The following is a 17,676-nucleotide window of genomic DNA, read 5'->3' on the forward strand; positions in this document are numbered from 1 at the left end:
ATCGTTCAATCGGTTGATGCGCACAGCGCGCGTGCAATCGCCGCGTCGATATCGCCGGGTTGCGCATCGCGCCAGCGGCCGAGCACATGGCCATCGGGCCTGAGCACATACACCGTGCCGGGCCGGGCGTCGTATCGCTCGAAGATGCGTCCCGTGTGATCCCATGCATGCACGCCCTGCGTGCGCGGATCCAAATGCGCGCTCAACGGCACCGCCTTGAACGGCAATCCGCGCGAGCGCAACGCGTGCGCCAACGTCGCGAACGCGGCGGGCAGCATGCCATCGTCGGTAAAGCACAGCGCGGTGAAGCTGGGGCCGGCGAGATCGGTCAGATGCGCTTCGCGTCCGTGCCCGGCCTCGACGATCGTCACCGGATACTCGGCCAGCACCGCGCCGGGAACAGGACCCGATGCGAATGCATCGCGATCGACGACGTTCAAGGGCGAGGCCGCGTACGTGATCGCGGACGTCTGGCGCGGATTGATCAGCGAACGCACTTCGGGATGTTGCGCCGCGAGACTCAATACGGCCGTGCGCATGAGATCGAAGGCGAACGAAGGCGGTGCCATGAACTCAGTGCTCTTCGTGCCGTAGCTCAGATTCTCGTGCGTGGCGGCGACGCGTTCGTCGGAATAGCTGTCGAGCAGCGTATCGGAGGCAAGTCCCTTCACGACGAACGCGAGTTTCCACGCGATGTTGTCGGCATCGTCGATACCGGAGTTCGCGCCACGCACGCCGAAGATCGGCACGAGATGCGCGGCATCGCCCGCGAACATCACGCGCCGGTGGCGATAGCGTTCGAGCGTCAACGCATTGGCCTTGTAGATCGTGATCCAGATCGGCGACCAGGCGCCCGTTTCGCCCATCATGTCGAGCAGGCTTTGCACGCGCGGCATGACGTTATCGGGCTTCACGGCTTCGTCGGCATCCTCGCCGTCGCGTAATTGATAGTCGATGCGCCATACGTTGTCGGGCTGTTTGTGCACGAGCACGGTCGAGCCCGGATTCGACGATGGATCGAAGTACGCGAGCCGCTCTGTCGGCCGCTCGCTCTCCAGTTCGATATCGACGATCACATAACGCCCTTCGTAGCTCGTTCCTTCGAGCTGAAGACCGAGCGCTTCGCGTATCGTGCTGCGGCCGCCGTCGCTCGCGACGACCCAGCCGGTTTCGAGCGCGTAATCGCCTTCGGGTGTCGTGAGTTGCAGCGTCGCGCCATCGTCGCGCGCGTCGATCGATTTCACGCGCGTTTGCCAGCGAATATCGATGAGGTCGGCGCGCTTCTCGGCGGCATCGAGCAGAAACTGTTCGATGTGATACTGCGCGAGATTGACCATTGGCGGCAGCTTCTGGTTTTCGTCCTGCGGCATCGTGAAATGCAGCACTTCCGTGTCGCGATAGAAGCTTCGGCCGCCCGTCCACGGCAGGCCCGTTTTCAGAAAGCCGCCGAGCGCGCCCAGGCGTTCGATGATTTCCAGGCTGCGCCGCGAGATGCAGATCGCGCGGCTGCCGTGACAGACCGAATCGTCTGCTTCGATCAGCACCGAGCGCACGCCATGATTCGCGAGCCCAAGCGCGACCGCGAGTCCGACCGGACCGCCGCCGACGATCGTCACGTCATGACGCTTCACTTCGACGCCTTGTTCCAGCGCCGGAACGCGCGCCGCATACTTTTTCGCCGTGAACGGATACGGCTTGAATGGCTTGTTCATCGAGTGCTCCTTGCGTGTTCCTCAAACGGCTTGCGCTGCGTTTTGCCTGATCGGCAACATCATGACGATGACCGCGCCGATTGCGAGCAAAACCGCCGAATAGATCAACCCCGACGTGAAGCTGTGCGTCGCGTCCTTCAGCCAGCCGACAATCAGCGGATTGAGCGCCGAGCTGATGTTGCCCGTCGCATTGATGACCGCGATGCCGATAGCACGCGCCCTGAAGCTCAGTGCGTGATCGGGCGTGGTCCAGAAGATCGACATCGCCGTGTATGAGCCCGCCGACGCGAGGCATACGCCAAGCATGCGCAGCGCGGGGTTCGTCGAGCATGCGGTGCAGAGCCAGCCCGCGGCGGAGAAGAGCATCGGCAGCATCAGGTGCCATTTGCGCTCCTGCTTGCGATCCGAGCGGCGGCCCCAGACGATCATCGCGACGATCGTGCAGACCTGCGGAATCGCCGCGAGGAGGCCGATCGTGCGATTGCTCGCATCGGCGCTGAAGCTCTTGACGATGAGCGGCGTCCATACGGCGACCATCGCGAGCGTGTTCACGAGGCAGAAGTACGCGATCGCGAATTTCACCACGGTCGGCGAAAGCAGTTCCGCCACGATGCTCGTGCCGCGTGCATGCCGCGCCGGTGCGCTCGCGTCGCCGGAATGGTCAGATGCGAGCGTGTCGGCAAGCGCGCGCTTTTCGTCGGTATCGAGCCAGCGCGCGTTGCCGGGGTTGTCGTCGAGATAGCGATAGACGACGAGGCCGAGCACTGCCGACGGCAAGCCTTCCAGCAGAAAGAGCCACTGCCAGCCCTTCAGGCCGAGCGTGCCGTCGAGCCCGAGAATGAAGCCTGAAAGCGCCGAGCCGACGGCCGCGGTCACGGGCATCGCGATCATGAAAAGCGCATTGGCGCGCGCACGGTATGCGCCGGGAAACCAGTACGTGAGATAGAGCAGGATGCCGGGCAGGAAACCCGCCTCCGTCACGCCGACCAGCACGCGCAATACATAGAGCGACGCGGGGCTCGTCGCGAACATCGTGGCCGTCGACGCGAGGCCACACGCGACCATGATCGTGCCGATCCAGCGGCGCGCGCCGATACGCGCGAGCACGATGTTGCTCGGAATGCCGCACGCGATGTACGCGACATAAAAGAGCGTCGTCGCAAGGCCGAATTGCGTGCTGGTGAGGCCGAGGTCCTTCATCATCGTCAGGCCGGCGAAGCCGATGTTGATGCGGTCCAGAAACGAAAAGAAGAACAGCACGAAAAGGAACCACAGCAGATGCCGCGAAACTTTCGCGATGACGGGCGGCTCCTGCGTGTGCGGGTTCGATGTGCGTTGCGTCGCGTTCAATGCGCCGCTTGCGCTCGTGGTTTCCATGCTGTCGTCTCCGGTCGTGTCGCTCTGTCGGACATCTGATGCGTCGGAGTATGAAGCGCGCAATCGTGCCGCTTGTCCTCAATTTGGGTACAGCGCGAGGCCGTCAGCGGCCCGGGGAAAACACTTACGCAGGGGAATCGTCAGACCTTGCCCGGCCCGATGCACAGCGCGAACAGTTGCCGCTGGCTCGAAATGCCGAGCCTGCGGTATGCACGCTTCTGATATGTGACGACGCTCGTCGCCTTGATGCCCATCGCATCGCCGATTTCCTGCGCGGTGCGGCCTTCGAGCACGCCGGTCAGCACGTCGAGTTCGCGCTTCGACAGCTCCGGGCACAGGCCGCGCACGCGCGCGAGCATCAGATGCGAGATCGGCATGTCGCGCTGCCCGCAGATCGCGTAATGATGTTTCGCCGCGTGCGCGATGAGCGGCGCCATCGCTTCGATCAACGCGATCTCGCGCGGATGGTAGTTGCCGAAGCGCGTGTCGCGATACAGGTTCACGGAGAGCCACAGATCCGCGCTCGGCTGCACGAGCAGCGACACGCGGTCCGACACGTTCGGCTGGTGATAGCACGCCGCGCGATACGCCTCGTGCGCGATGTCCTCGCTCGTCTGCCGATGGAGCACGAGCATGGAGCCGGGCTTGTCGTTGCGCGCCGAGGAAACGATCTTCTGATTGCCGTCGAGCGCGTAGAAATGGCGCGCGTAGGTGTCGGCGACATCGCGCAGGAAACGCCCGCCGCGATGATCCGCCACCGACACCGTGCGCGGCCGGTTGCCGAATTCATACGCGAAGATCGTGCACTGCGAAATCGAGGCGACGTCGCCGAGCAGCTTCAGCACTTCGGCGGCGAGCGCGTTGGAATCCTCGCTGCCGATCGACGACACGAGCCCGGTGGCGCGGCTGAGATCGAGCTGCCCGTTCGATGAGACGCGGTCGAGTCGCCAGGAGCGCATGATGGGCTGAACGAGATACGTGGGGTCCCGCTATTCTAAGCCCGCGCTCCCGCCCGCTAGCGCGCGATAGCCGAGCGCAGCGCCGCATTGCGGCGCACGATCCAGTTGAAGAGCGGCGTGGCCATCAGCGTGCTGAGCACGGCCATCAGCACGAGGATCGAAAACAGTCCGGGCAGGATCACGCCCGCCGCGAGTCCGATGTTGATGATGATCAGTTCCATCAAACCGCGCGCATTCATCAGCGCGCCGATCGCCATTGCGTCGCCGGAAGGCTCGCCATTGGCGCGCGCGGCCGCCCAGCATGCGATGCCCTTGCCGCCGAACGACGCGAGCAGGATGACGACGGCCGCAAGCATGATAGCCGGGTCCATCAGCATGTCGAGCCGCGTGTTGAGGCCCGAGTAGGTGAAGAACATCGGCAACAGAAACACGACGACGAAGGGCTGCAGCATGTCGCGCAGCTTTTCCGTCAGCGGGCCGCGCGGCAGCGCCACGCCGAGCAGGAAGCCGCCGAACACGGCATGGATGCCGATTGCGTCCATCGCGAATGCGCAGAGCGAGAACAGCACCATGACGGTGGCGAGCACGCTCGTGGGCAGCGGTGTGTGCGGATTCAATCCGGCCGCGAGCCGGCGCAGCAGCTTCCCGCCGGCGAAGATCATGAAGAGCGCGAAGGCCGCGCCGCCGCCGATCGCCGCGTAGGCGCCCATCCACGAGCCGCCGAAGCTCGCGAGCACGATCGCGAGGATGCACCACGCGGCGGCGTCGTCGAATGCGCCCGCGGTCAGCGCGAGCGTGCCGAGCGATGTGCCGGCAAGCCCCCGTTCGTGGATGATGCGCGCGAGCATCGGAAACGCGGTGATCGCGATCGCCGCGCCGAGGAAGAGCGACGCCTCGTAGAGCCGCACCTTCTCCGCGAAGAGACCGGGGATCGTGTGCAGCCACGGCGTGAGCGCAAACGCGAGCGCGAACGGCGCCACGATGCCGGCAAGCGACACGCTCATCGCGCTTCTTGCGCGGGCGCGGAAATGGTCCGCGCGAAACTCCGTGCCGACGAGGAACATGTAGAGCCCGACGCCGAGCTGCGCTGCGACGTAGAGCATGCCCATCGTCGGCTTGGGAAAGAGCGCCTGCTGCCAGTGCGGGAGAAGCATTCCGAAGAGCGACGGCCCGAGCAGCACGCCCGCGATCATTTCACCGACCACTTGCGGCTGGCCGACGCGCTGCGCAAGCCTGCCGACAAGCTGGCTCGCGAGCACGATCACCGCGGCCTGCGCGAAAAAGTAGACGGACAATTGGGAAGACGGCATTTTTGAGCTGCGAAAGAACGAACGACGGGAGTCTGACGGCGAGCGCGGCGGTCTGTCAACGTGACGGGGGCTTGCCACGTCAGTTTTGTACCGGTATTGTCGAAAAGTTCGACAACGCGCCACGGAAGAGCTCGTCCCCCGCGACGACGCCGACGGAGCAACCGCCCCGGAAACTCTCAGGCAAAAGGACCGTGCGCGCCGGAACATCTGGAGAGCGGCGCCTGAACGCGCCCACCGAAGGGGAGCCCCGGCTGCCGACGCGAATGTCGGGCGGCCCGCGGGCGAAACTCTCAGGTACATGGACAGATGGGGCATCGGTGCCGGCTGCGGCATGTGGCCAAGGCCGGCGATGCTCAATCAATCTGGATCATGTCATGTCACGAATCGCCATCATCGGCGCCGGGATCACCGGCGTCACGACCGCTTACGCCCTTGCGCAGCGCGGCTTTCGCGTCACCGTTCTCGAGCGTCATCGCTATGCGGCGATGGAAACGTCCTTCGCCAATGGCGGTCAGCTCTCGGCGAGCAACGCCGAAGTGTGGAATAGCCGTTCCACCGTGCTGAAAGGGCTCAAGTGGATGTTCACGCGCGACGCGCCCCTCCTGATGAATCCGCGGCCGGGCTGGCACAAGTACAGCTGGATCGGCGAGTTCCTGCGTCAGATTCCGAACTATCGTGCGAATACCGCCGAGACGGTGCGCCTTGCGATTGCGGCGCGCGAGCATCTGTTTCGCATCGCGCGGGACGAGAACATCGATTTCGATTTCGAACGGCGCGGCATTCTGCATTTCTACGCGACCCGCAAGGAGTTCGACGCCGCATCGAGGGTCAATGAAATCCTGCGCGACGCGGGCCTCGACTGTCACCCGGTCGCGCCGGAAGAGATCGCATCGATCGAACCGGCCTTGCGCGGCTCGTTTCATGGCGGCTTCTTCACGCCGTCGGATTCCACTGGCGACATCCACAAGTTCACGCGCGGACTCGCCGATGCATGCGCGCGGCACGGCGTCGAGTTCCGCTACGACACGTCGGTGACATCCATCGACGAACAGGCGGGGCGGCTCACGCTGACCGTCGAGCATGCGGGCGAGGCGCAGGCGCTCCAGTTCGATGGCATCGTGATCTGCGCGGGCGTGGGCAGCCGGGCGTTTGCATCGATGGCGGGCGATCATCTCAACGTCTATCCGGTCAAGGGCTATTCGATCACCGTCTGGCTCGACGATGCGAAGAGCCGCGATCGCGCGCCGTGGGTCAGCCTGCTCGACGACCGCGCGAAAATCGTCACGAGCCGGCTCGGCGCGGACCGTTTCCGCGTCGCGGGCACGGCGGAGCTGAACGGCTTCAATCGCGATATCCGCGCGGACCGCATCGCGCCGCTCGTCGAATGGACGCGGCGCCATTTCCCCGATGTGTCGACCGCGCGCGTGATTTCGTGGAGCGGCCTGCGCCCGATGCTGCCCGGCATGTTGCCGAATGTCGGGCAGGGCAGGCGTCCGGGCGTGTTCTATAACACCGGGCACGGGCATCTCGGCTGGACCTTGTCGGCCGCGACGGCGGAGATCGTTGCGGAGGCGGTGTTGCAGCGTTTGCCTTCGAAGCGCGTGCACGTTGGCGCGTCGTCGCGGGTGAGGATGGATACGCCGGCGTGATATCGTCGGCGCACTGTTCACTGTCCGAAGGAGCGCGAAATGGCCGAACTCGTCAATTGCCTTTGGTTCGACGGTAATGCCCGTGAAGCGGCGGAGTTCTACGCCGCCACCTTTCCCGATAGCCGCGTCGGCGCGGGCCATGCGTCCGCGAAGCCGGGCGTGGGGCAGGGGCCGGAGTTGACCGTCGAGTTCACCGTGCTCGGCCAGCGCTTCCTCGGACTGAACGGCGGCCCAAACTTCAAGCCGAACGAAGCGGTGAGCTTCATGGTGCATACCGGCAGCGCGGAAGAGACCGATCGCTACTGGAACGCGATCGTCGGCAATGGGGGCGAGGAAAGTCGGTGCGGCTGGTGCAAGGATCGCTGGGGTTTTTCATGGCAGATCACGCCGAAGCGGATGCTCGAGATTTTCAGCGGCCCCGATCGCGAAGCCGCGCGACGCGCGATGGACGCGATGATGACGATGAAGAAGATCGACATCGCCGTGATCGAGCGCGCGGCGGCGGGCGCGCATCGTTGACGCTACGTCCAGGGCGTGCTTGGAGCTTTTGTTAATCGGGCTTTCGCCGGGATCCGGCAAGACCTACAGCGAACGCTCGATAGCCTTGCCGAGCAAATCAATCCCGAGATCGATCTCTTCCTCGCTCACGGTAAGCGGCGGCGCAATACGAAACACCCCGCCCATGCCAGGCAACTGCACGATGTTCATGCTCAACCCGAGCTTCATGCACTCGCGCGTGATCTTCGCGCCGAGTCCATCGGCGGGCTCCTTCGTGCGGCGATCCCTGACGATCTCCACACCCAGCAGCAGACCGCGTCCGCGCACATCGCCGATGCAGTCGAAGCGCTCCATCAGATCGAGCAGCCCGCGTCTGAGCCGCGCGCTCATCACGTTCGCGCGCGCGACGAGCCCATCGCGCTCGACCACGTCCAGCACGCGCAAGCCGACGGCAGCCGGCAGCGGATCGGACACGTGCGTCGTGTAAAACAGATAGCCGAGTTCGTGCGCTCTTTCTTCGATCGCCGCCGAAGTGATGGTGGCCGCGAGCGGCAAACCCGCGCCCAGCGTTTTCGATAGCGTGAGGATGTCGGGCGTGACGCCGTCGCGCTGGCACGCGAACATCGTGCCCGTGCGGCCGATGCCGGTTTGCGCTTCATCGAGAATCAGCAGCATGCCGCGCGCCTCGCACTTGCGCTTCAGCGCCGCCATGTAGCCTTCCGGCAATTCGATGATGCCGCCCGAGCTCAGGATCGGCTCCGCAATGAACGCCGCGAGATTGCCGCTCGACTGACGATCGACGAGATCGAACGCGTAGTCGAGTTCCGCGAGCCAGTCGTAGTGACCGTTGCGCTCGAAGCGCGGGCGATACGGAAACGGCGCGGGAATCGCAAACGAGCCGACCGCCGCCGGACCGACGCCCTTGCGCCCGGCGCTGTACGTGGCCGACGCGGCATGCCCCGTCATGCCGTGCCACGACTGCGCGAAGCCGACGATTTCGTACCGCCCCGTGACGAGCTTCGCCATGCGGATCGCCGCCTCGTTAGACTCCGCGCCCGTGCTGAGCAGAAGCGCGCGATCGAGCCCGGCGGGCGTGATATCGGCGAGACGCGTCGCGAGATCGACCACGGGACGCGACAGCATCCCGCTGAAGAGATGGTCCAGCTTGCCCGCATATTCGCTGATCACCGACACGATTTCAGGGTGACTGTGCCCCAGCACGGCACTCATCTGTCCCGACGTGAAATCGAGGATCGCGCGGCCGTCGGCGTCGTAGACGAAGCTGCCCTGGGCGCGCTCGATGATCATCGGCTCGAATGTGCCGCCGTAGCGGATGAGGTGCTGTCTGGCGTTCTGCCAAAAAATTGCGTCGTCGTTCCGGGACACCTTGCTTCTCCTCTCGAAAGGTGAAGGGAATTTGCAGTGTAGTCGGCGCTCTGGTTTTATAGAATCGAATAGTTCTAATGCAAGATAGAAGAGGCGCTAATACCTTGAGTCTTTCGCTCGAGATCGAATTGCTGCGATCGTTTGCCGTCATCGCGGAAGTGCGGGCGCTGAGCCGCGCGGCGGAGCGGATCGGCCGGACGCAGTCCGCGCTCAGTCAGCAGATGAAGCGGCTGGAAGAGATCGTCGATCAGCCGCTCTTTCAGCGCACTGGCCGAGGCGTCGTGCTGACGAATCCCGGCGAGCGTCTGCTCGTTCACGCGCAGCGCATCCTGCGGCTGCACGACGAGGCGATGGCCGATTTATGCGGCAAGGGGCTGTCGGGCAGCATCCGTTTCGGCTGTCCAGACGACTACGCGGCCGTTTTTCTGCCGGCCTTGTTGCGGCAGTTTTCGAGCCAGCATCCCCATGCGCTGGTGGAAGTCGTGTGCGGCCCGACGCCCCGGCTCGCCGAGCAGTTGAAGAAGCGGGCGCTCGATCTCGCGATGCTCTCGCTGCCCGAAGACAGCCCCGGCGACGACGTGATCCGGCGCGAGCAGCTTGTCTGGATCGGCTGTCCGGGGATGGATTCGGCGCACTACGACCCGTTGCCGCTCGCGCTCTCCGATCCGGATACGCTCGATCACATTGCCGCGTGTGAGGCGTTGCAGCGCACGGGCAAGGCGTATCGCATCGCGTACGCGAGCAGCAGCCTCGCGGGTCTCACCGCGCTCGTGCGCTCCGGGCAGGCCTTCGCGGTCATCACGCAGACGGCGGTGCCCGCGGACCTCTGCGTGCTGAATGCCGACCCCGGCCTGCCTGCCTTGCCGGGCGTGGGCATATCGCTGAAATTCGCGCGGGACCGGCCTTCGCTGCTGACGGCGGCATTTGCGGACCACATCCGGCTCACGCTGCCGTTGCTTTGATGAGATTGATTCGATTCGGCGAAGTAGGCCGAGAATCGCCCGCTTTCCGGCGCTTGGCGATTTGCTGACGCGCGCTACGATGCTTTCCATCCCCTCCAGCTCTTTTCCCTCCAGGGAGTGAGCGACTTCGCGTCGTGCGGATTCCGTCCGCACGACGTTTTTCTTTTGCAGCGGAAGATTGCGCGCGCGGGCTACACTAGCCGCTCACTTTCCGCGCCCTGAACGCCATGCCATCTCGCGACCACGACAGCGCCGACGACTCGCAAGACCCGGCGCTGCTGCGGCGCCTCTTGCGCGCCAAGGACCGCATGGATGCGTCGTCGCATGAAGACTGGCCGGTCAGGCGCCTCGCCGAAGTCAGCGGCGTTTCCGAAGCCCATTTCGCGCGCTCGTTCAAGCGGGCGTTCGGGATTCCGCCGCATCGCTATCTGCTGACGCGGCGCATCGAGCAGGCCGTCACGCTGTTGCGCGACACCGATCTTTCCGTCACGGACATCGCCTTCGTCACCGGCTGGGAGAGCCTCGGCACCTTCGGCCGCATCTTTCGCGATATCACCGGTCACAGTCCGGGCGCGATGCGCATCGAATCCCGCGCAGACGTTCCCGCGCTCGAGCGCGTGCCCGCCTGCGTGCTGAAGGCGGCGCAGCGCCCCGATCTCACGATCGCAGTTTTGGAGAAGCGGCGGCGCGGGGCGAACGGTACAGTGCGGCCATCTTCAACGAAGGAGGTCGCATGAACCAGGGCATCAGCGTGGTGGGCATCTATGTCGACGATCAGGACGAAGCGCTCGCGTTCTACGTCGACAAGCTCGGATTCCGCGTTCACACCGACGTGCGCAACGGCACGTACCGATGGCTCACCGTGCAGCATCCGGATCAACCGTCGTTTCAGCTCGGCCTGTTCGCGCCCGGCCCGCCCATTCACGACGACGCCACCGCGCTCACTTTGCGCGCGATGGTCGCGAAGGGCGCGATGCCGCCGCTCGTGCTGTCCGTCGCGGATTGCAGCGCCACCTATGAGCGGTTGAAGGCGAGCGGCGTGGAGTTCACGCAGGAGCCGGTCGATCGCTTCGGCAGCGTCGATGCCGGATTCCGCGATCCCGCCGGCAACGGCTGGAAGATGATCCAGGCGCCGCGCTGATCGGGACATGTTCTGTCCGTGCTTGCGAAGAAGATGAAGTCTGTTCATACAACGTTTAGAACATGACCGACTTGCACCTTCAACCGCAACGAACCGGCACGGCTTGCTCGTACGATCCGCCTCGCGACACGCCGGCGCTCGTGCTGGCCTGGATCAGGCGTGCCCGCGAATCGCAAATTCGTCACTACACGATGGCCGACAGGCTGACAGGCTGCGGCAGACGGCTCGGCCTCGGCGTCATCGGCATCACGGCGGCGACGGGCACGTCGGCGTTCCTGTCGCTCGTCGCGACGGCGATGTCGCCGGATGTGCGCGTCGTCATCGGCATGACGAGTCTCAGCGCGGCCGTGCTCGCCTCATTGCAGACGTTCCTGCGCTACAGCGAGCGGGCCGAACTCCATCGGCGTGCGGGTGCGCAGTACGGCGCGGTGCGGCGGCGTCTCGAGGCGATCCATGCAGCGGACCCTTGTATGCACGATGTCCGCGTGATCGATGCAGTGCGCGACGAACTCGACCATATCGCGCAGACCGCGCCGCATTTGCCGCGCACGCTGGCGAGTGGCGGGGCGATGGAGGCGAAGGGGTAAGCTCGGTCCGGCGCGGTATCTCGATTAGAGCTTGAATGGTCAGTACATTGAAATTTTTGCGCCGGCGCTACCGTTTGTCTTCCTCAACGCACCGTCGCGCGAAACGCAGAACGCGCGAAATCACTCGGCTTCTCGCGCTCGTCGCCCATTTGAATCCATAGCCGGACGCATCTTTCAAAGAGACTTATTCACCTGAAGATTGAACGCATCCAATGCGTTTGTTTGTTCTTCCGAAACGTTGCCCGGTATGCTACGGTGATTCGTATGTATTACTTGCGACCGGGCGATCGCTGATTGTCGATCGGCCTTCCGAACTGATTCGGATGGAGTGTGACAATGGACCAGCGGGCAGGCTGCTCGTCGCTATATCTCGTCATCTGCCCCCGATGTGAAAGCCTTTCATCCGTAGAAGAAAGCGTATGCCCGTTCTGCGGCGCGGACAGGCACGGGGCGGTACTGACGAAGGGCGCGGAGACGTCGCTGCGGGCTGTCGAAGCGGCGCGCGGCGTGACGCGCCATTTTCAGGCGCAAGACGAAGTGGCGCGCGTGCGATGGACCGTGCGTCCGCGTCGGCGCGAACCGCGTTTGCCCGCGCCCGCGAGCGCGTCCGCCAGCGCGGCGGCCGTGATGGAACCGCATCGCGCATCGAATTCGATACTGGCTACGGTCGCAATGGGCGGCATCGTGATTGCGGCGTGTTTCCTGATACGCGCTTATTTCGACCAGCATTCTTCGATGCCACGCGCAGGGACTCTCCCAGTCGCGGTGGTCGGCAGCGTTGGGCAGGCAGCGCCGAAAGCCGACGTGCCGCCGCAGCGAATCGTCGAGGCGCCGTCTCGCGCTTCGACGAATCCTCCAGTCGAAACGGCTTCACCCTTGATTGCGGTTGCCGCATCCAGCGATGATCACACTCGCGAGGCCGTCGTGAGCGAACGACCGGTCGCGGCCAAACCTTCGGCGACCCGTGTGCAGCACTCGAGCAAAGCCGCGCCCAAGACTGTTTCCAAGCCCGTGTCCAAGGTCGCCTCCAAACCCGCCGCCGCGTGTGCGCATAAGACCGGTCGTGCGTGTACGGAGCAACCGGAACGCCGCGTCGCTAGCGCGGAGCCGAAGCATCGGCAGGCGAACAAATCGCCGAATCCTCCCCCGGTTGCACGAGCGAAAACAGGGACAAAGGAATTTCAAAAGGTCGCGGCCATTCCATCACCGGTGAAACCGGCCATGACCGCCGACGGAAGCTGGAAGCCGGGCAAAGCGAAGAATTGAGCGGAAGGCGAATCGCCGGATAAAAACTTCCGGCCAGGCGGGGGCGAGACTGGAAAGGAGAATGCGCTTCGCGCGAGACGCGAAGCGCGTGTGGGTTCTTTAATTGGCAGGCTGCCAGTGATCATCGACGGTCTTGTCCGTCACACGCACGGTCGCGACCAGCGGCGAATACCCGCGCAGCTTGATTTCATCGACGGCAAGCCGCTCCGAGCGATAAACCTGCGGCGTGATCTTCGTGCCGTCGTGGAATTCGAGCGTGTAGCCATCGATTGGTCCCCACTGGCCCTTCGGCATCGGTTCGATATAGACATTCTGCATTGCGTTACTCCCGCGTGATTGGAAAGCACTGGGCGGTTCGCATCGGCGAACGTCACCTCTTGTATAAGAGGTTATCGAAGAAACGACGGCGGCCGGTTGCCTTGCGGGGTGACGGCAGCAATATAAAAATGCAGGAGAATCAATGCGTTAAGCGCGGACTCTCATGATGAGAAAGCCCATCCTCCGATGTGCAACCCGCGCCGTGCTGCCATGCAGCGTGGATTTTCGGGCAACGGACCTCAATTCCGCATCGTGAAAATTTCACGGCGATAGTTGGTCGAATGCGCGGCCGAGTCCGCCAGCACGGGCGCGAAACGAAACCCGTTGCGCCCCTTCGTTTGGCCTCATACATCGCGCGATCCGCGTCGCCGAGAATCGCGTCGGCGGAAGTGTCGAAGCCGCCGGCGCACATCGCGATGCCCACGCTCGTCCCGAGTCGCGCCTCGGCGTAGCCGAGCTCGAAAGGCCGGCCGATCGCGCGGCAGATGTCCTGCGCGATGCGGCTGCACGCGCTCGTCGATGAAATGCCTCGCGCGAGCAGCACGAACTCGTCTCCGGCGAGGCGGCAGACGAGATCGCCCGCGCGCGTGGTCTTCTTCAGACGCGCGGCCACTTGTCTCAGGAGGGCGTCGCCGGCATCGTGTCCGTGCTGATCGTTGACGCTCTTGAAGCCGTCGAGGTCCATGAAGAAGAGCGCGAAGGGCACGTCGTCGTCGCGGGCCGCTTCGATGCAAAGGGCGAGTTGCTCTGCAAGGGCGCGGCGGTTGGGCAGGCCCGTCAGTGCGTCCAGCATCACTTCCGAGCGCATCTGGTTCTCGCGCCGCTTCGTCTCGGTGATGTCCTGCGACATGATGTAGAAGCCGCCGACATCATCGCGCTGAAATTCGGGGATATACGTCGCGTTCCAGATCCGCCCCGGCGCACCTTCGTAGACGATGTCCTCATGCGTCACGCGCTCGCCCGCGAGAGCGCGGCGGAAGAACGGCAGGCAGCGCCCGAACGCCGTCGCGCCGATCGTGTCGCGAATGCGCTTGCCGCGCAACGCGGCCGGCTCGATGCCGAACACCTCGCGATACACCTGATTGTTGAAGCGATAGCGCAGGTCGGCATCGACATGGGCGATCAGCACCGGCAGGTTGTCCGTGATCGTCTGCAACGCGACGCGGCTGCTGGTGAGTTCGCAAGTGCGTTCGAGCACGCGGCGTTCGAGCTCCTGCCGGTAATCGCGCAACATCTGTTCGCTGTGCTTGCGGCTCGTGATGTCGTGCATCACGCTCACGAAGTGCAGCGGCGCGCCGCGATCGTCGCGAATCAGCGCGACGGAAAGCTCGATCCACACGAGTTCGCCGTCGCGGCGTCGATAGCGCTTTTCGAGCGTATAGGTTTTTCTGGCGCCGTCGAGCAGTTCGGCGACGAGTTGCAGATCGACGGAAAGGTCCGCTTCCTCGGTGATCTGCTGGAAGGTCATCGTGACGAGTTCATCGGCGCTATAACCGGTGATGTCGCACAGCTTCGGATTGACTTCGACGAAGCGGCCGTTCAGATCGACGATCGCCTTGCCCGTCGGCGTCTGCTGGAAGATCGTGTGAAAGCGCGACTCGGACAGGCGCAGTTTCCGACGGTCGGCTTCCTGAAGCTCGCGCGTCTCGCGTGCGGCTTCGCGCTGGACGATCTCGCGCTCGACCGTGGCCGCGAGATCGCACAATGCGGCTTGCAGGGATGCGCTCAGCGTTCTCGGCTTCGTGTCGATGGCGCACAGCGTGCCGAGCACGAGCCCGTGCGACGAGCGCAGCGGCACGCCCGCATAGAAGCGGATATGAGGCGCGCCCGTGACGAGCGGATTGCCCGCGAAGCGTACGTCGTGTTGCGTATCCTCGACGAGCAGCAGGCGCCCCGAATGCAGCGCGTGCGCGCAGAAGGACACGTCGCGCGCGGTTTCGCAGACATCCAGCCCGACGCGCGATTTGAACCACTGACGATGTTCATCGACGAGCGACACCAGCGCGATGGGCACCTGCAACAGTTCAGCGACGACGCGCGTCACCCGGTCGAAGACTTCTTCGCGCGCAGTGTCGAGCAGGTCGAGGCTTCGCAGCACCTGGAGCCGCTTCGCTTCATCGGCGGGCAAAGGCGCCGCATGCCATTCGTGTACGGGTTGCAAGGTCGTTCTCGATTCTTCTCGGTCACACAGACGGCAACATCGCGCTACGCGCGTCACTGACACTGTGCGCCGCGGTTTGCCATCGCGCCCAATGCCACGATGAGCAATTTATCGAACCCTGCGCAATCCCGATTCGTCGATCAAAGGCAGCCTTGAGCCTCACTTCGCGGCATGCTTCATAGCCCGCTTCAAAGCCCGCCTTCAAAGTCCCAGACACACGGCCCCGCCCGCGACGACCACGCATGCGAGCCAGCGCTTCGCGCTCACCAGCTCGCGCAGGAACACGCGGCCGATGAGTGCTGCGAACACGACGCTCGTCTCGCGCAACGCGGATACCGCGCCCATCGCGCCGGACTGCATCGCCCAGATCACGATGCCGTAGGCGGCGATCGACACGAGTCCGCCCGCGAGCGACGAGCCCACGGCCATCGGCGCTTCCTTCACGGGCGTCCAGAGCGCCGGAAGGCCGCGCTTCGCGACGAAGATCACCGGCATCAGCCAGTAGAACATGAACATCCATGCGGTGTAGGTGAGCGCTTGGCCATCGGAGAGACGCACGCCGATACCGTCGATGACCGTATAGATCGCGATGGTCACGCCCGTCGTCAGCGCGGCGAGCCCGCCCGCGCGCGACACGCGTCCGCCCTGCAGCGCGAGCGCCATGATGCCGCCCGATATCAGCACGATGCCGAACGCATGCAGCAAGCCGATGCCTTCGTGCGCGAAGAGCGCCGCGCCGAGCGTAACGAGCATCGGCGATGACCCGCGCGCAATCGGATAAGCCTGCGCGAGATCGCCGCGACGATACGAGCGCACGAGGCTCACGTTATAGACGATATGCACGAGCCCCGAAGCGACGATGTACGGCCACGCGGCTTTCGCGGGCATCGGCAGATAGAGGACGACGAGCGCCGACACGACCCCGATCGCGATGCTCATCCATGTCATCGAGAGGAACCGGTCGCGGTTGCCATGGAGCATCGCGTTCCAGCTCGCGTGAAGCACGGCTGCGAGGAGAACCACTCCGCCGGTGTAAGTGAACATGCGTTTTTATGTTGATTATGTGACGGACGATTTACAGAATAACTATCTTGTCTGCGGGCGACAAAGCATATAAATTGCGTAGTCGTGTTAGAAAATCTCTTGTGAATGAGACCGTCATTGCCTTCGCTCAACGCGTTGCGCGCCTTCGAGGCTGCAGGGCGGCTCGGCAGCTTCAAGGAAGCCGCGGCCGAATTGCATGTGACGCACGGGGCGATCAGCCAGCAAGTGCGCCTGCTCGAAGCGTGGCTCGGCGCGTCACTGTTCGAGCGCCATAACCGGCGCGTCGTGCTGACGTCTGCGGCGCGGGCTTATCTCGCGGAGATCGGTCCGCTTTTCGATCAGCTTGCGCAGGCCACCGCGCGCTATGGCGTGTCGGCGAAGGTGTCGCGCACGCTGACCATGGATGCGCCCGCGACGTTTACCTTGCGCTGGCTCGTGCCGAGGCTCGAAAAATTCCGCGTGCGTCATCCCGACGTCGAAGTCAGGATCGAGACGTCGAACGAGCCGGTGGAGCGCCTGAAGGATGCCCATGACATCGTGATCCGTGGCGGCCCGGACACGTTCTATGGGTACACAATGCGGCCGTTTCTGGAAGAGTCGCGCTTGCCCGTGTGCAGTCCGGCGCTGCTGCGCCGCTTGCCGCTGCGAACGCCTGAAGACTTGCGGCGGCACACTCTGCTGCATACGTCGAGCTTGCCGCGCGTCTGGCCTGACTGGCTCGCGCAGGTGGGCCAGTCCGCGCTCACGCCCGCGGCGGTGCTGACTTTCGATCACTTCTATCTGACCTTGCAGGCGGCTGTCGATGGCATGGGCATCGCGATGGGTCCGACCGCTCTCGTCGCCGACGACCTCGCCGCGGGACGGCTCGTCGCGCCGTTTGCCGGTCCGCGTTTGCCGTCGCGCAGCTACTGCACCTATATCGCCGATGAAAAGGCCGAAGACGATCTGATCGTGCTGTTTCGCTCGTGGCTGGAGCACGAGGGCCAGGCGTTCGAAATCGAGCATGAAGGGTGAATACCTATGCGCACGTGCGCAAAGTGATCGGCTATATCAAACGGCACCCTCGCGCAACGTCCGCACGACGTCGAGCATTCGCACTGGCGTTATTCGCTGATGAACTGGGGCCACGGTCCGCTGAAATGAGCTTCAGCCGCTTTCTGCAAGACGGGTCCGTTTTCATCATCGAGGCTTGATGGTTTTTTGATGTATCGATGATGGTCCGCGTTTCGCATTAGTCAGTATGACTCCGCGAGGCAGGGGCTGGCCTGGCGCGCGGAATCAGACGCGGGTTAGCATCGCTGCCAGA

At 64.1% G+C, this 17,676-nt stretch carries 16 protein-coding genes and 2 riboswitches; of the genes, 8 read left to right on the forward strand and 8 right to left on the reverse strand.

From position 1 onward, the window contains the following. Nucleotides 1–5 precede the first annotated feature (5 nt). From NCT32_RS29295 to NCT32_RS29310, 4 genes are all read right to left on the reverse strand, one after another. Nucleotides 6–1,712, reverse strand: a complete 1,707-nt coding sequence (locus NCT32_RS29295) for an FAD-dependent oxidoreductase (RefSeq protein WP_250490840.1) — start codon at nt 1,710–1,712, stop codon at nt 6–8. 21 nt (nt 1,713–1,733) lie between these two features. Next, the gene (locus NCT32_RS29300; protein ID WP_250490841.1) at nt 1,734–3,089 is read right to left on the reverse strand and encodes an MFS transporter; all 1,356 of its coding nucleotides are present in this window, start codon (nt 3,087–3,089) and stop codon (nt 1,734–1,736) included. A 140-nt stretch (nt 3,090–3,229) separates the two neighbouring features. Then, nucleotides 3,230–4,048: a LuxR C-terminal-related transcriptional regulator gene (locus tag NCT32_RS29305; RefSeq protein ID WP_250490842.1), complete on the reverse strand. Its 819-nt coding sequence runs from the start codon at nt 4,046–4,048 to the stop codon at nt 3,230–3,232. Between the two features lie 56 nt (nt 4,049–4,104). Then, nucleotides 4,105–5,358 (reverse strand): cation:proton antiporter, encoded by a 1,254-nt coding sequence (locus NCT32_RS29310; protein WP_250490843.1) that lies wholly within the window; start codon nt 5,356–5,358, stop codon nt 4,105–4,107. A gap of 120 nt (nt 5,359–5,478) precedes the next feature. Next, nucleotides 5,479–5,552: riboswitch (glycine riboswitch) on the forward strand. A 10-nt stretch (nt 5,553–5,562) separates the two neighbouring features. Further along, nucleotides 5,563–5,667: riboswitch (glycine riboswitch) on the forward strand. A gap of 65 nt (nt 5,668–5,732) precedes the next feature. Here NCT32_RS29310 and NCT32_RS29315 point away from each other — a divergent pair. Both NCT32_RS29315 and NCT32_RS29320 read left to right on the forward strand, forming a co-directional pair. Next, nucleotides 5,733–7,007: a D-amino acid dehydrogenase gene (locus NCT32_RS29315; protein ID WP_250490844.1), complete on the forward strand. Its 1,275-nt coding sequence runs from the start codon at nt 5,733–5,735 to the stop codon at nt 7,005–7,007. Between the two features lie 39 nt (nt 7,008–7,046). Beyond that, nucleotides 7,047–7,526: a VOC family protein gene (locus NCT32_RS29320; RefSeq protein ID WP_250490845.1), complete on the forward strand. Its 480-nt coding sequence runs from the start codon at nt 7,047–7,049 to the stop codon at nt 7,524–7,526. Nucleotides 7,527–7,589: 63 nt separating this feature from the next. On the opposite strand, the gene NCT32_RS29325 is transcribed toward NCT32_RS29320, so the two are convergent. Further along, complete coding sequence (locus NCT32_RS29325; RefSeq protein ID WP_061121346.1) at nt 7,590–8,891, reverse strand: aspartate aminotransferase family protein; 1,302 nt, start codon at nt 8,889–8,891, stop codon at nt 7,590–7,592. A 77-nt stretch (nt 8,892–8,968) separates the two neighbouring features. Here NCT32_RS29325 and NCT32_RS29330 point away from each other — a divergent pair, with 77 nt between their 5' ends. The 5 genes from NCT32_RS29330 (at nt 8,969) to NCT32_RS29350 (ending at nt 12,847) form a co-directional block, all read left to right on the forward strand. Next, nucleotides 8,969–9,853, forward strand: a complete 885-nt coding sequence (locus tag NCT32_RS29330) for a LysR family transcriptional regulator (protein ID WP_250478099.1) — start codon at nt 8,969–8,971, stop codon at nt 9,851–9,853. Between the two features lie 227 nt (nt 9,854–10,080). Beyond that, entirely contained in the window at nt 10,081–10,590 is a 510-nt protein-coding gene (locus tag NCT32_RS29335) for a helix-turn-helix domain-containing protein (RefSeq protein WP_250478100.1), read from the forward strand. After that, nucleotides 10,587–10,994 (forward strand): VOC family protein, encoded by a 408-nt coding sequence (locus NCT32_RS29340; RefSeq protein WP_250490846.1) that lies wholly within the window; start codon nt 10,587–10,589, stop codon nt 10,992–10,994. Before NCT32_RS29335 ends, NCT32_RS29340 begins: the two co-directional genes overlap by 4 nt. A gap of 62 nt (nt 10,995–11,056) precedes the next feature. Next, a complete protein-coding gene (locus tag NCT32_RS29345; protein ID WP_250490847.1) occupies nt 11,057–11,581 on the forward strand; it encodes an SLATT domain-containing protein in 525 nt (174 codons plus the stop codon). 627 nt (nt 11,582–12,208) lie between these two features. Next, the gene (locus NCT32_RS29350) at nt 12,209–12,847 is read left to right on the forward strand and encodes a hypothetical protein (protein ID WP_250490848.1); all 639 of its coding nucleotides are present in this window, start codon (nt 12,209–12,211) and stop codon (nt 12,845–12,847) included. A 99-nt stretch (nt 12,848–12,946) separates the two neighbouring features. Here NCT32_RS29350 and NCT32_RS29355 read toward each other — a convergent pair whose 3' ends face one another. The 3 genes from NCT32_RS29355 to NCT32_RS29365 all read right to left on the reverse strand — a co-directional run bounded on the left by NCT32_RS29355 (nt 12,947) and on the right by NCT32_RS29365 (nt 16,370). Beyond that, nucleotides 12,947–13,165, reverse strand: coding sequence for a hypothetical protein (locus tag NCT32_RS29355; RefSeq protein ID WP_061121340.1), 219 nt, complete (start codon nt 13,163–13,165; stop codon nt 12,947–12,949). 139 nt (nt 13,166–13,304) lie between these two features. Further along, entirely contained in the window at nt 13,305–15,326 is a 2,022-nt protein-coding gene (locus tag NCT32_RS29360; RefSeq protein ID WP_250490849.1) for a diguanylate cyclase domain-containing protein, read from the reverse strand. Between the two features lie 201 nt (nt 15,327–15,527). Next, a complete protein-coding gene (locus tag NCT32_RS29365) occupies nt 15,528–16,370 on the reverse strand; it encodes a DMT family transporter (RefSeq protein ID WP_250490850.1) in 843 nt (280 codons plus the stop codon). Nucleotides 16,371–16,475: 105 nt separating this feature from the next. On the opposite strand from NCT32_RS29365, the gene gcvA reads away from it, so the two are divergent. Then, nucleotides 16,476–17,384 carry a transcriptional regulator GcvA gene (gene gcvA / locus NCT32_RS29370; RefSeq protein WP_250490851.1) on the forward strand — a complete coding sequence of 303 codons (909 nt, stop codon included), beginning with the start codon at nt 16,476–16,478 and terminating at the stop codon, nt 17,382–17,384. The last annotated feature ends 292 nt before the right edge of the window (nt 17,385–17,676 follow it).

It is taken from the genome of Caballeronia sp. INML2 (assembly GCF_023631365.1).
In the GTDB taxonomy this organism is placed as follows: Bacteria; Pseudomonadota; Gammaproteobacteria; order Burkholderiales; family Burkholderiaceae; genus Caballeronia; species Caballeronia turbans.